Source organism: Proteiniphilum propionicum (genome assembly GCF_022267555.1).
In the GTDB taxonomy this organism is placed as follows: Bacteria; Bacteroidota; Bacteroidia; order Bacteroidales; family Dysgonomonadaceae; genus Proteiniphilum; species Proteiniphilum propionicum.
The window spans coordinates 60,030-74,719 of record NZ_CP073586.1; the positions used below are offsets into that span (position 1 = coordinate 60,030).

The following is a 14,690-nucleotide window of genomic DNA, read 5'->3' on the forward strand; positions in this document are numbered from 1 at the left end:
AACAAAAAAAAGATATGATCGCATACAAAAAATATAAAAACAGGCTAGAAAAGTTCCTTCAAGGTGAACAGGGAAAACGGTTCATCAATTTCGCCTACAGCTTTGGCGCAGCTATCGTTATACTGGGAGCGATGTTCAATCTGCTGCACTTCCCTTTCGGCAACGAGATTTTCTTTTTTGGTATGATCACCGAAGTGGTTGTCTTTATCCTTTCGGCATTCGACACCCCGGTACGCGACTACCGCTGGGAGCAGGTGTTCCCTGCCCTCTCTAATCATAAACCGGAAAAGTATCCCGGCCTTTCTTCACAAACAACAGGCCTTAACGATTCAACAACTGCACCATCACAAACTGGAGTATCAAATCCCCTTGGGTACACCACTAAAGCCAGTGTCCGTCAGAATAAAGATGATGGCAGCGGCATGACTCCCCGAGAACCTGTTTCACAACCTTTTACCCGGGATGCCGAAACAGAGATAACACAAAATCTATCCCTGCATGCCCGTGAGTACAGTAATCAGATAGAAAACCTCAACCGTACCCTGTCGGGGCTAAACTCCATCTATGAGATCCATTTAAGGAGCATCAGCGGGCAAATCGATACCATTGAGCAGATCAATAGAGGGTTGGCCCGTATCAAAACAATGTACAACGATACTATACCCGATGGGTCTGTTATCAGTGAGGAGACAGAAAAAATGGCCGGCAGGCTCAAAGAACTGAACGAAGTATATGCCAGGATGCTGAATGCCATAACCCTAAACAGGAGCAATAACACTGCAAACAACAATCCATAATAACCAACTCCATGGCAGTAAACAGTCCCAATTCCCCTCGCCAGAAGATGATCAACCTGATGTACCTGGTTTTTATAGCCATGCTTGCCCTCAACGTCTCTGTTGAAGTACTTGACGGGTTTAAGCTGGTGGATAACAGCCTTAAAAACTCCTCTGCCACAATGCTAGAGCGGAACCAGCTTATTATGAACAAGTTGTCAGTTTACAATCAGCAAAACCCGGAAAAGGCGGGAGAGTGGTACCGGAAAGGAGTACAGGTGCGTACAATGAGCGACTCACTCACAAGCTATATCAATGAGCTAAAATACCGTATGGTAAGGAAGGCCGATGGAAAGAGAGCAGATATCAGTAATATCAAACACAAAGAAGATCAGGAAGCTGCATCAGTAGTGATGCTGTCCCCTGTTAACGGAGAAGGGAAAAAACTTAGGAGAGCCATCGACAGCTATCGTGAAACGATCGCACTTTTAGTTCCGGACCCCGGCTACAAAGCGATTATCAAAAAAAACCTCAGCACACAATACAAAACTGGGAACAAAAGCTGGGAGGCCTCCCTTTTTGAGCATATGCCCCTGACAGCGGCAATAACCATGTTAACGAAGATTGAGAATGACATCCGCTCATCTGAAGGGGAAGCCCTCACCAACATCCTTAATAGTGTGGATGTAGGTGACATCGGTGTAAATCGGCTAAACGCATATATAATTCCCGAGTCCGGCATAGTGATACGTGGCAGCGCCTACAACGCCAGAGTCATCCTTTCCGCTGAAGATTCTACCAGGCATCCGCGCGTTTTTGTGAACGGCAAGCTGCTGGATGATGCAGATAAAGGATTTGTTTCCATCCCGGCAAACAACGCCGGCACCTTTCCAGTGGAAGGATACCTGGAGATAACCGGTGGCAACGGTCACGTTATTCGCCGCAATTTTTCGGGAAGTTACACTGTGGTCGAACCGTCCGCCACCATTGCCCCTGCAATGATGAACGTTTTGTACGCAGGTATCGGCAACGAGATAGATATCTCCGTTCCTGGAATCGCACCTCAGGATGTAAGCGCTACAATGACCAACGGAACGCTTGCGCGGCGGGGGAACAGCTGGATTGCACATCCAGCGGCAGCAGGACAAAACACCGCCATCACCGTCTCCGCACGTACTGCTGGCGGAGAGCATCGCCGGGTGGCTACCCGGGAGTTCAGGGTACGCACTCTCCCCGACCCCTCCCCATATATCGAGCAGAGCGATGCCAAAGGGAATCTGATAATGTTTAAAGGAGGGAACCTGCCTAAAGCATCCCTGATGAAGGCCGATGGCATAAAAGCTGCTATAGACGATGGCATTCTTTCCGTACCCTTTCAGGTGAGAACCTTCCGTACTGTTTTTTTCGACTCCATGGGCAACGCCATACCCGAGGTCTCCAACGGAAGCCTATTTTCGGAAAGACAGAAAGAGCAGATACGGCGTCTCTCACGTGGAAGCTACTTCTATATATCCGGTGTGAAAGCTACCGGCCCCGACGGTACCGAACGAGAGATAGCGGTAATGGAAGTGAGAGTACAATAAAAAAATGGAGAGTAAATAGAATGACTACAAAGCGTTAGAATAGAATCATATGAGAACAATAACCATTATACTGATCATGCTGCTGGTAGGGGGAATAGAAGCAATATACCCTCAGGAAACGGCAAGGGAGAGGATAGAGCGGAAACAGCAGAGTGAGTCACTGATACAGAGTTCCGCCACAAGTATCCGCATGGAACAGATGAACCGAGGGCAGGATAAAGAGATTGAAAATGCAAAATGGTCGCGTGTCATTTACCGCTATCTCGACCTCTCCCACGAGGCCAACGCACCGCTCTATTATACGGGAGCACATTCAGAAGGCAGAATAGACCTTTTCTCCATGATCTTCCGCCTGCTGCAAGCACAACGTATCCAGGCCTATGAATACCTCGATGGCCGTGAGGAGTTCACGGAGGAGTACCTGACCGATTTTTCGGAACTATTAAGACGGTTCGATATATATCACGATACAGTCAATGGTACAATTGTGGTAAACGATGCCGATGTGCCCTCCAAAGAGGTGCTGGGCTACTATCTGAAGGAGGCATACTACTTCGACAATACAACATCCACACTACGGGTGAAGCCCCTCGCCCTCTGCCCCATCCTTTTCCGGCATGAAGAAGTTGCATCCTCCGCTACCCGCTACCCCCTGTTCTGGATACCATACAGTGAACTTGAACCCTACACCCGCCGTATACCCGTGATGTCTTCAGCCTTCAATAATAGTATAAGCGGCACCATTGACGATTTTTTCAGAAAACGAAGCTACTATGGTGAGATTTACAAGACCATGAACCCCCGTAACCTGGCCATCTCGCAATACACTTCCACGCCAGAAGAGATGAAAGCCGAACAGGAAAGGATAGAAAAAGAGCTGATAGATTTTGAAAAACTCATCCGCAGTGAAGAAAAGGCTGTTACCCTGCCCCGCCAAACAAGCCGCCGCGGCAGCAAGCGTATCTCTGCCGGCACTCCAAGCTCCTCGGGAAACAAACACTCCATGCGCGGCCATAGGTACTGACAAAATCCTTAAGTACATGCTACAAGTCCTGACCGTATCCATGAGACGGAATGACAGCTGCCTCATTAGTTTATTTTCATTTGATTTCAATACCCTGTAGTTTCCTGGAAAATTCCTTATATACAAGATTGGTTCAAGTGAGATACCATCATAAAGTCTCTTGTAATATCTTTGTAGGCAACAGATCAACAGAAAATCGACTGTCCAGTGCGATACCAATGTTCATTGAGGCGGATTTAATCAAATTTCCTGATCTTACTGAAAACGGAAACATTCTAAACCGGATAAAGATAAATATCTCAATATTAATAACTATTTTTGCTGGAATAGTAAATGTATCAGCATGAAACCTTATATTTTTCTAATTGTTATCAATTTTTTTGTTGTACTACATTTAAGTTCTGCTCCAAATGTTTTTGTAAATGACGAAGTGGAAAAGTTGATCGATAAATCAAAGGAGATACTTTTTACAAACCCCGAACAGGCTGTTCTGTATGCGGCAAAAGCAATTAAGCTTGGAGCATCGTACGAAAAAGAGGGGCAAAATAACGACCAAAAGGTTGAGGCGATGCTGGCTTATAGCCTGGCAGAGAAATTATTGGGGAATTTTGATTCAAGCATAAGAATGCTATATGATGCCCTGGAATCAGTTACACCATCCAATAGTACACTGCAGGGTAGAATATATGCACTTATGGGGGGACTCTATTGCAGTCTGACTGATTACAATAAGGCAATTGAATTCAACGACAAAGCTACTTCAATTTTTAAAACTACAGGTGACTCCGCCTCAATTGCATTGTGCTATAATAACCGTGGAATAATACACTACAACCTGGATGAATTTAATATTGCCGAGCAGTTTTTTTTACAAGCATTAAGCATTAACCGCTCGCTAAAGCTTATGAAAGAAGTTGCAGGGAATCTTAACAACCTGACTTTATATAAGGGTGATAATGAAAAGAAAATTGAATATATCAAAGAGGCTATCGTCATCAATAAAAATCTGAACGCTCAATGGTCGTTAGGAGAAAACTACAATAACCTGGGAAAGCAATATTTTTATGCTAATCAATACGATAATGCGTTAAAAGCATTGTCGAAAGCCTTTGAAATTGCCACATCAATTGGAGCAAAAGAACTTATTTGCGACAACTACGAATATTCCTCATGGGTGTATGCTGCCATGGGGGATTATAAAACAGCTTATCAATCGTTCGAAAAACTATACTTGTTAAGTAATGAACTGCAAAGTAGCAACAAACTGCGAAGTGTGGAGCAGGATATTTCAAACAAACGATATTTGAATCAAAAAAGAGCTGCGGAAAATAAAGAGCAAAACTATAAAATAGAATTACTTAAGCGCAATATTTTTATTTTGATAGTACTGATTATTTTGCTGGTAACAATAAGTTTATTTTTCTCAAAATGGTATAAACGAAAGAAATTCATTGAGTTGATGGAGGCACGTTATATGCTGGAGCAATCTAATCGTCAGCTTGCAGAATTGAAATTGAGACAACAGAAAACAGAACTGGAGAATGCTCAAAAATCTCTAAATAACACAAGAAAAGAACTTACAACATTTGCAGTCTTCCTCCAGAGCAAGAATGATCTTTTAGTAAAGTTACGCAATATGATCAGGCAAGGATACAAAATGACCGGCGATGAACTAAGCAATCATTTAAAAAGCCTCAATCTTTTCATTGCCCAATACCAAAGCATGGACAAAGAGAGAAACAATATTTTAATGAACGTAGAGGAGAAAAACATGGAGTTTCTGCAACGGTTAACAAAGCTTCATCCCGACCTAACACAAGGAGAAAAGGACCTGGCATTGTTGCTTTTTATAAATCTATCAACCAAAGAAATTGCATTACTTACCGGGAAAATACCAAAAACCATCAACATGAATCGTTATCGTTTAAGAAAATCTCTTAACTTATCTTCAAGTGACAATATAACCGAATACCTTCAAAACTTGTAAAGTTGTTTTTTGATTATTTCATATTACCAGTTGTAGACATCTGTATTCTCTCATTACACTATATTACAGCCATATATCTTCACTTGATGTAGACAAGTTAATTGGTCTACAAGTCTGGTCTGTAGTTAATTTGTAGTGTTTGATTATTTGCCGACGGTTTTCATCTTTGTTAATTTTACTCAGTGTAAATTTTATATATTTCTAAAAAATTAATTTATATGGGTAAAAAATACTGTTTTTGGAGTTGGACTATGCAGATTATTTTCTTCATACTGTTTATTACTCCTTTTAGTGGAATGGCGCAGAATATTCAACTAAGCGGCTCTGTTTTTGACACAAACAATGAGCCTGTAGTTGCGGCCAGTGTAATAGAAAAAGGAACTGCAAAGGGAGTGGTTACGGATTTTGACGGTAATTTCAGTCTAAATGTTTCGCCAAATGCTACTATTGTAATTTCTTATGTTGGATACATCACTCAAGAAATTAAACTGAATGGAAGAGAAACACTGTATATTATCCTGGAAGAAGATGTTGAGATGTTGGAAGAATTGGTTGTTGTGGGTTATGGATCACTAAAAAAGAGTGATATGACCGGAGCAATTTCATCTGTTAATGTTGAAGAACTTTCAAAACGCACCACGACCAATCCTGCAGAAGCTTTACAAGGAAAAATTGCAGGTGTCAACATTATGAAGTCCGGTGGAAATGCAGGTGCAGGTGTGGAAGTGAAAATACGTGGTGTAAAAACTTTTGGGAACAACCAGCCTTTATATATTATTGACGGGTTTCCCGGTGATATTGAGAATGTTAATCCCCAGGATATTGAGTCGATGGAAGTTTTAAAAGATGGTGCTGCTGCAGCAATTTATGGATCGGTTGCGGCCAATGGTGTAATTATTATAACTACCAAGAATGGTAAAAAAGGGGAAACAAAAATTGATTTCAGCACATATGTAAGTATGGTTGATATCTCAAAACAACTAAAGTTGCTGAATGCTGAGGAATATAAATCCAAACACAAAGAGATGTATGAAAACTGGAACAACCATGTTGAAAATCACCAGGATATTTATGATCCCCAGGGCAATGGATCTTGGAGAAACAGATTGGCAAACCTTCCTGATTATGTGACTAAAAATACAGGAATTGACACAGACTGGCAAGATGCTGTATTGCGCACAGGTTTATCACAAAACTACATGCTGAGCGTTAGAGGTGGGGGAGATGGGTCCTTATATTCAATTTCATACAACCGTGCCAATGATAAGGGGATTTTCCTGGGTAACAAATTCCGTCAAGATAATGCACGTATGAAAATAGAAGCCAAAAAGAACATATTTGATATTGATGCTAATCTTTCTTTTAAATTTACAGATAGCAAACAGCCTGAATATCAGATAAAGGAGATGTATATGATATCACCATTGGTACCAGTTTATAACGAAAATGAAGAATATGGATTTGGCCTTACTAATTTTGATGGATTGCCTAACAACAGGAATATAGTTGCTGACCAGCATTACGAAAAGTCGACAAGTAAACAGTATTATACATCGGGTAATGTGTCTGTCGGGGTTAATTTCACCAATTGGCTCAGTTTTAAAACGGCCTATTCGTATCGTGGTGTAAACGAACGTCAAACGTATCATACTCCCCCTTATATTGCTGATGAAAAATCGAAACGTGATTATACTTTCTATAACGAAACAACTGCTTATTGGGAAGAGAATGTCTGGGATAATGTATTGAATTTCAATAAAGAGTTCAAAGCGCATAGTATTAATGCTATGGCAGGTACATCGATGACTGCACGCAAATATACTTGGAACACAGTAGCTGCAGAAGGTAAAACAACACTATACAAAGTAGAAAATGGCAGCCTGGTCGTTAATGAAATACCAGGCGGATTTCTAGATCCCAATTTTTCAACAATAGGTGCAGGAACAGGAGGGACCTATAGTGGTGATGGATCGAAGTGGGAATACAATCGTGCTTCATTTTTCAGCCGATTGAATTATAACTATGACAACCGTTATTTATTGCAAGCAACTGTCAGGCGTGACGGGTCTTCAAAGTTCGGAGCTGACAGCCGCTGGGGCTATTTCCCATCTGTTGCCCTGGGTTGGAGGATAACCGAAGAGTCTTTTTTCCCTAAGAACGAAATCATTGACAATTTAAAATTAAGAGCCAGCTGGGGGCGACTTGGTAATGAAAATGCTTTGGGCTATTATGATTTTCAGGCTTTAATCAGCACATATAACACTATGTATCAGGGATATGTAAAAGGCAACGGTGATAACGCCTGGGCAGGGAGCATTGCGCGCGGGCTGGAAAACCGTTCGCTGAAATGGGAGACCACCGATACAAAAAATATTGGACTGGATTATGGTTTACTAAATAACAGGCTGTCAGGTTCTTTAAATTATTACTACAATCAGACAGAAGATTTGTTAATCATCAAAGCACTCCCGCCATCGGCAGGATTGACAAACCCTATACTCAATGTTGGCAAAATGCGTAATATGGGGGTAGAATTTGAAGCTAACTGGAGAGAACAAAAAGGGGAGTTCAACTATAACATAGGGTTGAACTTCAGCACGACGAACAATAAAGTTATTTCATTGGCAGACGAAGGTCAAGTGCTCTATGGGGAAGGATTGAAATATGGTACCGAGCACTTCCCTACTCAGACACGGGAAGGTAAACCAATCGGCGCTTTTTATCTCTACAAAACCGATGGTCTTTTCCAAAGTGATGCTGAGGCACGTTCTTATGTAAATGCAGACGGCGAAAAGTACCAGCCATATGCTGATGCAGGCGATATAAAATTTGTAGATACAAATGAAGATGGCACAATTAATGATGATGATAAAATATATTGCGGTTCGGGAATTCCTACCTTTGAAGTAAACCTAAATCTTTCTCTTGATTACAATAGATTCGATCTTTCGGCAGTACTTGGAAGCGCCTGGGGACATAAAATCTATAACGGCAACAAATATTTCTATGAAGGGATGAACTCAGGATCAAACTTTTTATCTTCTTCCCTTCAGTCCTGGAGGCCTGACAATACTAATACTGATGTGCCCCGTGCTATCTATAACGACCCGAACGGCAACCTAAAAGAATCGGACAGATTTATAGAAAAAGGTGATTTTATCCGTCTCCGCCTGTTGCAATTGGGATATTCTTTTCCAAAGAAAACTGTAAATTATTTACATCTTAGCAACTTGCGTTTTTTTGTAAGTGGTGAAAATATATTTACTATTACAGGTTATAAAGGGATTGATCCTGAATTCTCACGCTCAAGCGTTTTAAATGCAGGGATCGATAAATTAATTTTCCCTTTTACCCGCCAATTTTCAGTTGGTGCTCAACTTTCATTCTAAATAAAAAAACATAATATGAAGAAATATATTTATATATCCGCACTCATACTCATGTCGCACATGCTAAGCTCATGTGAAGACTTTTTAACGGTAGAGTCTCCCGATCAATTAACTTCAAGTAGCTTCTGGAGAGGTGAAGATGATGCAGAAGCCGGTATAGCAGCAGCTTATTCTCAACTGGAATATTACATCGATGTATGGGAGTTTGCCGAGGTAAAATGGCCGGTTGAAGCCTATCGCGAAGATATAATTCTTATGGGTAATGACGCACGAAACTATCCTAACTGGGTAGATCTTTATAATTTCACCAACACAAACGGTAATTCACAGGTTAGTAGCTATTGGTGGAATAATTATAAGGGTATAAGCTTTTCAAATCAGGTAATTGAAAAAGTATCACTTATCCCTGATGATAAAATAAATACAGGTGTTCGAGAACAGATAGTGAACGAAGCACACTTCTTGCGGGCTTACTATCATCTGAAACTAATCCTTAACTGGAAAGAGATAATTATTCGTGACAAGTATATTACCAATCAGGAAGATTTAAATAAAGGACTTTCATCACGTTCAGACGCATGGGATTTTATTATATCAGACTTGAAAAAAGCCACTGCCCTTCCGGCCTCTTACAATGCCGATAATCTGGGACGGGCAACCAGGGGTGCTGCCTATGCTTACCTGGGATTTGCCTACCTTACACGTGCATATGAAGAGGAGAGCAATAAAACTGACTTTTTGAAAGAAGCACTTAATGCATTTAACAAAGTGGAGGGTTATGAACTTGAGAAAAATTTCTCAAGTATGTTTGATGGGAGTAATAAAAACTGCAAAGAGTCTGTTTTCGAGCTGCAAACATCAATGAGTACCGCAAATGGAGCTAGCTACCGCACTCAGTTACATCGCTGGATAGGTGTTGAAGAGCTATGGGGATGGGACGAAATACTTCCCTCCAATAAACTTATGGAAACCTACTTTAAGGAGGGGGAGATTGCAACAACCGGTCGCTATGATTCGCGTTTATATGAAACAATTTTCTTTCAATGTGACTATTACAATGATGGAACCGGTCGTGTCTATGGCTATAACTACGACGACTGGTTCAGCGATAGCGATGGAAATGCATATAACCGCCCGGCTTTCAGAAAATTCATGCCTGTTGATATGGACGCTCTTTCAAAAAGCAGATGTGCAATCAACATTCCTCTCATGCGCTATTCCAACGTACTGCTTATGAAAGCTGAAGTATTGAATGAACAGGGAAAACCCACAGAAGCCATTCCCTTGATCAATCAGGTTAGAAGTGTTCACGGCGATATGCCTGGAATGTCGGGCACATCGCAGGAAGATGTACGCAATCAGATAGAACATGAACGAATTGTTGAATTCCCACTGGAGAACTGGCGATGGTATGATCTGCGCCGATGGGGTAAATTAAAAGAAGCAATGACAGCAGTTGGGAGAACGTTCGATACAGAGAAAAACTCATTCTACCCTGTTCCTCTCACAGAGATAAATGCCAACGATCAAATCGACTAACAACTGAACTTTCGTATGAAACAGATGAGTCTCCTCCGATAAGTCTTTTTTCTTGAAAATTTCACAAGATGAACATTGATTTTCAATAAGTTGCAAACCGATAAAATTGGGTTTTGAGGTTTTCGGAGAGAACTCAACAGATATATCTCTAAACAAATAGAGATCTAATGTTTAGCTAATTGCCTTTTAATTAATGGATGCGAAAGTTAAACTAATTACGATTAATTTAAATAGATAGGTCAAGGCGGCATAAATTTTAATAAGTGCCGCCTTGTATATAATCTGAATTATTTGTCAATTCTAAAGCGAAACAACTATGTTTTTAATTATTACACTGATGCTCTCTGGCATTCTCTTTGGGTATATGTTTAGGAAGAAGAGGATAACATGCACAAGCAGAGTGATAACAGTCTTTATATGGATATTGCTCTTTCTGCTTGGAATAGACGTAGGGAGCGACCAGGCTATAATGAACGGGCTTCACACTATTGGGCTGGAAGCACTCGTAATTACTATTGGTGCTGTTTTGGGCAGCGTTGTGGGAGCTCGCTATTTATGGAAATGGATTAATAGGGACACAAAAGGGGAGGCTCATCAATGAAAGGGAGCTTAGTAATAGTGGCTTTCTTTATCTTAGGCACTCTTACAGGGGTGTTCAAACTTATTCCTTACGATTTTGCCCAGAGCAAACTGAGTTATTATGCTCTGGCAGCACTTATGTTTTTTGTTGGCTTTAGTATAGGTAATGATTCCAAAACATTAAAAAGCTTTCGTTCGCTAAATCCCCGTCTGGTGATGTTACCGGTAACTACTATCCTGGGCACTCTAACAGGCAGCGCATTAACAAGTCTTATGCTGCCACATCGTACTCTAACAGATTGTTTAGCTGTTGGGGCAGGATTCGGCTATTATTCGTTATCAAGTATCTTCATAACCGAGTATAAAGGTGCTGAGTTGGGAACAATTGCATTGCTTTCAAATATTTCACGTGAAATAATCACCCTGCTTTTTGCACCGCTACTAGTGAAATACTTTGGCAAATTAGCTCCAATATCGGCAGGTGGTGCAACAACTATGGATACTACTTTGCCTATAATTGCCCGCTTCTCGGGACAAAGCTTTGTCATTGTTTCAATTTTTCATGGTTTTACAGTAGATTTAAGTGTACCCTTCCTAGTAGTCCTTTTCTGTTCAATATAAATATTTCAATTAATTATGAAACTCTCCAATTATATCTTATTTATTTTCATTATCGTCTCTTTTTTGTCAAAAGCCGATAATGTACCCTGGCAAAATCCACTTATCAATGAAATAAATCGCGAGCCAGCTCATGCACATTTTGTACCATACATAAATGAGGCAAATGCATTATTTCAACAATCACTGCATGCATCAAAGCGGTTTGAAATAAACAAAAAGGGAGAACGGAGAGTTTCATTAAATGGCATCTGGAAGTTCTTTTATTCAAAAAACAACGATACCGCACCGACAGATTTCTATAAACCCGAATATAACACAAAAGAATGGGATAATATAAAAGTTCCGGGAAGTTGGGAATTACAGGGATTTGACGCACCGATCTATACCGATGTCGATTATCCTTTCCCCGCAAATCCTCCATATGTACCGGAAGATTATAATCCCGTGGGTGCGTATGTTCGTGAATTTACTATACCCCAAGGATGGAAAGGAATGAATATATTTCTTGACTTCGAAGGAGTGGAATCTGCATTTTACTGCTGGGTAAACGGTGAACTGGCAGGTTATAGCGAAGATAGTCGTCTGCCTGCACGTTTCAATATAACAAAGCTTCTAAAAAAGGGCACCAACAAGCTCGCTATCAAAGTCTTCAGGTATAGTGATGGATCTTACCTCGAGGACCAGGACTATTGGAAATATAGTGGCATTGAGCGTGATGTATATTTGTATGCACGCCCATCAATTCGCGTAAAAGACTTCATATTGACTGCAGGATTGGTAAACAGATATAAAGATGGAGAGTTCAACCTGGATATCAAGTTAAATCAACCTAAAGCGGGAGCGACAGTAGAAGTAAAGGTGATGGATAAAGATAAAGTAATTTATCAACACACCAAGAGAATTAAATCTTCATCAGACACGACTCTGAATGCCCGAAATCTCTTTCCTGCCGTTCACCCCTGGAGTGCAGAAACACCTTATTTATACAAATTGGTTGTTAATACTTTTGATACCAATGGTGAGGCATTGGAATCATTTGTTCATCCGTTTGGCTTCAGATCTGTTGAGATGAAAAATGGCATGCAGTTAATAAATGGTGTATCTATTTTATTTAAAGGGGTCAACCGTCACGAACATGATAAAAACAACGGACGTTCAATCACCGTTGAAAGCATAATAGAAGATATTAGGCTGATGAAGCAATTCAATATCAATGCGGTAAGGACAAGTCATTATCCAAACCGCTATGAATGGTACTCTCTGTGTGATGAGTTTGGATTATACCTTATAGATGAAGCCAACATCGAAAGTCATGGTATGATGAACCACAAAGACAAAACCCTGGCAAACAATCCTGACTGGGAAATGCCGTTTATGCAACGTATGAGTCGAATGGTTCTTCGCGATCGAAATTTTACATCAATAGTTACCTGGTCACTTGGGAATGAATCGGGTTACGGCAAACATTTAGAAACAATTTATGACTGGACCAAAGCCACTGATCCATCCAGGCCTGTGCAATACGAAGGTGGGGGGTATGATTCAAAATCTGACATCTACTGCCCAATGTATGCCCGTATTTGGGCACTGCAACGACATGTAAACCAGCGCGACAGCCGGCCGTTGATATTGTGTGAATATGCACACGCCATGGGTAACAGCGTTGGAAATCTTAAGGACTACTGGGACCTGATCTATAAATACGACCAGCTGCAGGGCGGATTTATATGGGATTGGGTGGATGCTACTTTTGCCATTAAAGATGAGAAAGAAAATAGTATATGGGGCTACGGAGGAGATATGGGCTTTGTGGAAGTACCTAACGATTCAAACTTCTGCGCCAACGGCCTGGTTGCAGCAGACCGTTCACTGCATCCCCACATCCATGAAGTAAAGAAGGTGTATCAATATATTCATTTTGAACCTTCCCCTTTTACATCAGATAAAATAAAAATAACAAACAGACACGACTTTATAAATTTAGACAACTATGTGCTGAGATGGAATATTGAAGCTGATGGTATATGCATAGAAAACGGAGAGATGGAATTTCCTGATATCGCACCACGTTCTTTTGGACTGATATCTTTGCCGATTAAATCAACTCAGATTAATGGGAGAGAGTATTTTCTTAAATTAGAAGCCTATACAAAAGAGGCATCACTGCTTATTCCCAAAAATTACTTATCAGCAATGGAGCAGTGGGCAATGCCTATAATTAATACGGAGGTCCCTGTAAAGGAGGTAAAAGGAGTGCTTAACTCAGAGACTACAACAGATAATTTCATTTTAAACGGGTTAGATTTTCGTATTGTATTTTCTAAAAGTACAGGAGAGATGACAGAGTTGACTTATAATAATAAAAACATCATTAAGGAAGGACTCAGGCCTAACTTCTGGCGCCCTCTAACCGATAATGATGTGGCAAATGGACATTTAAACCGCTGCGCAACCTGGAGACATGCAGCCAGGGACATGCAGCTTAAAGAGATAAATTGTACTGTAGACAGAGACAAAAAGCTTGCAACAATAACAGTTAACTATAAAATGCCTGAACAGGAATCAACCTTTCAGACCACTTATCTGGTCCGTTCTGATGGAGCTGTCAAAGTGTTACTTCACTTTACACCAGGTAGCAAGGAATTACCGGAGATGCCACGTTTAGGAATGAGGATGATACTCAATTCTGAGTATGATATTATGACCTGGTTTGGGCGGGGCCCTCATGAGAACTATGCTGATCGTAAAACAAGTTCTTTGATAGGGCTTTACACAGCTTCAGTCTGGGATCAATTTCATCCTTATGTCAGGGCACAGGAGACAGCAAATAAAACAGATGTACGCTGGGTCGCTCTTCGCAATAATAATGGCGAGGGTGTGCTAATAAGAGGTACCGAGCCTCTGAACGTAAGCGCATGGAATTTTCCGCAAGAGGATATTGATTATGTTCCTTTTAATGTGGAACGGCGCCATGGGGGTAGCATTGAAAAGAAAGATATGGTTTGGTTGAATATCGACCACCGGTTGATGGGAGTAGGAGGCGACAATACCTGGGGAGCTCAGGTACATCCAGAATATACTATTACACCCAAAGAGTGGAAATATAGTTTCACGCTTCAGCCATTAAATGCAAAAGACGATGCAGTACAAGAGGCAAATAATAGTTGGTTTAAATAATAACATTCATCAAGC

Annotated in this window: 9 protein-coding genes; all 9 read left to right on the top strand. The window is 40.9% G+C overall.

Annotated elements, in window-relative coordinates:
- Positions 1 to 14 precede the first annotated feature (14 nt).
- Entirely contained in the window at positions 15 to 797 is a 783-nt protein-coding gene (gene porL, locus KDN43_RS00240) for a type IX secretion system motor protein PorL/GldL (RefSeq protein ID WP_238867700.1), read from the top strand.
- An 11-nt stretch (positions 798 to 808) separates the two neighbouring features.
- Positions 809 to 2,359 carry a type IX secretion system motor protein PorM/GldM gene (porM, locus tag KDN43_RS00245; RefSeq protein WP_238867701.1) on the top strand — a complete coding sequence of 517 codons (1,551 nt, stop codon included), beginning with the start codon at positions 809 to 811 and terminating at the stop codon, positions 2,357 to 2,359.
- A gap of 49 nt (positions 2,360 to 2,408) precedes the next feature.
- The gene (gene porN / locus KDN43_RS00250) at positions 2,409 to 3,383 is read left to right on the top strand and encodes a type IX secretion system ring subunit PorN/GldN (protein WP_238867702.1); all 975 of its coding nucleotides are present in this window, start codon (positions 2,409 to 2,411) and stop codon (positions 3,381 to 3,383) included.
- Between the two features lie 343 nt (positions 3,384 to 3,726).
- A complete protein-coding gene (locus KDN43_RS00255; RefSeq protein WP_238867703.1) occupies positions 3,727 to 5,370 on the top strand; it encodes a tetratricopeptide repeat protein in 1,644 nt (547 codons plus the stop codon).
- Positions 5,371 to 5,588: 218 nt separating this feature from the next.
- Positions 5,589 to 8,759, top strand: a complete 3,171-nt coding sequence (locus tag KDN43_RS00260) for a SusC/RagA family TonB-linked outer membrane protein (RefSeq protein WP_238867704.1) — start codon at positions 5,589 to 5,591, stop codon at positions 8,757 to 8,759.
- 15 nt (positions 8,760 to 8,774) lie between these two features.
- Positions 8,775 to 10,298 carry a RagB/SusD family nutrient uptake outer membrane protein gene (locus KDN43_RS00265; RefSeq protein WP_238867705.1) on the top strand — a complete coding sequence of 508 codons (1,524 nt, stop codon included), beginning with the start codon at positions 8,775 to 8,777 and terminating at the stop codon, positions 10,296 to 10,298.
- Between the two features lie 316 nt (positions 10,299 to 10,614).
- Entirely contained in the window at positions 10,615 to 10,899 is a 285-nt protein-coding gene (locus KDN43_RS00270) for a LysO family transporter (RefSeq protein WP_238867706.1), read from the top strand.
- Positions 10,896 to 11,498: a lysine exporter LysO family protein gene (locus tag KDN43_RS00275; protein WP_238867707.1), complete on the top strand. Its 603-nt coding sequence runs from the start codon at positions 10,896 to 10,898 to the stop codon at positions 11,496 to 11,498. Before KDN43_RS00270 ends, KDN43_RS00275 begins: the two co-directional genes overlap by 4 nt.
- A gap of 15 nt (positions 11,499 to 11,513) precedes the next feature.
- Complete coding sequence (locus KDN43_RS00280; protein WP_238867708.1) at positions 11,514 to 14,675, top strand: glycoside hydrolase family 2 TIM barrel-domain containing protein; 3,162 nt, start codon at positions 11,514 to 11,516, stop codon at positions 14,673 to 14,675.
- Positions 14,676 to 14,690: the final 15 nt, after the last annotated feature.

Bases quoted from the DNA above. Each gene is read 5' to 3' on its own strand.
- porL (WP_238867700.1), top strand. From the start codon at position 15: ATGATCGCATACAAAAAATATAAAAACAGGCTAGAAAAGTTCCTTCAA.
- porM (WP_238867701.1), top strand. From the start codon at position 809: ATGGCAGTAAACAGTCCCAATTCCCCTCGCCAGAAGATGATCAACCTG.
- porN (WP_238867702.1), top strand. From the start codon at position 2,409: ATGAGAACAATAACCATTATACTGATCATGCTGCTGGTAGGGGGAATA.
- KDN43_RS00255 (WP_238867703.1), top strand. From the start codon at position 3,727: ATGAAACCTTATATTTTTCTAATTGTTATCAATTTTTTTGTTGTACTA.
- KDN43_RS00260 (WP_238867704.1), top strand. From the start codon at position 5,589: ATGGGTAAAAAATACTGTTTTTGGAGTTGGACTATGCAGATTATTTTC.
- KDN43_RS00265 (WP_238867705.1), top strand. From the start codon at position 8,775: ATGAAGAAATATATTTATATATCCGCACTCATACTCATGTCGCACATG.
- KDN43_RS00270 (WP_238867706.1), top strand. From the start codon at position 10,615: ATGTTTTTAATTATTACACTGATGCTCTCTGGCATTCTCTTTGGGTAT.
- KDN43_RS00275 (WP_238867707.1), top strand. From the start codon at position 10,896: ATGAAAGGGAGCTTAGTAATAGTGGCTTTCTTTATCTTAGGCACTCTT.
- KDN43_RS00280 (WP_238867708.1), top strand. From the start codon at position 11,514: ATGAAACTCTCCAATTATATCTTATTTATTTTCATTATCGTCTCTTTT.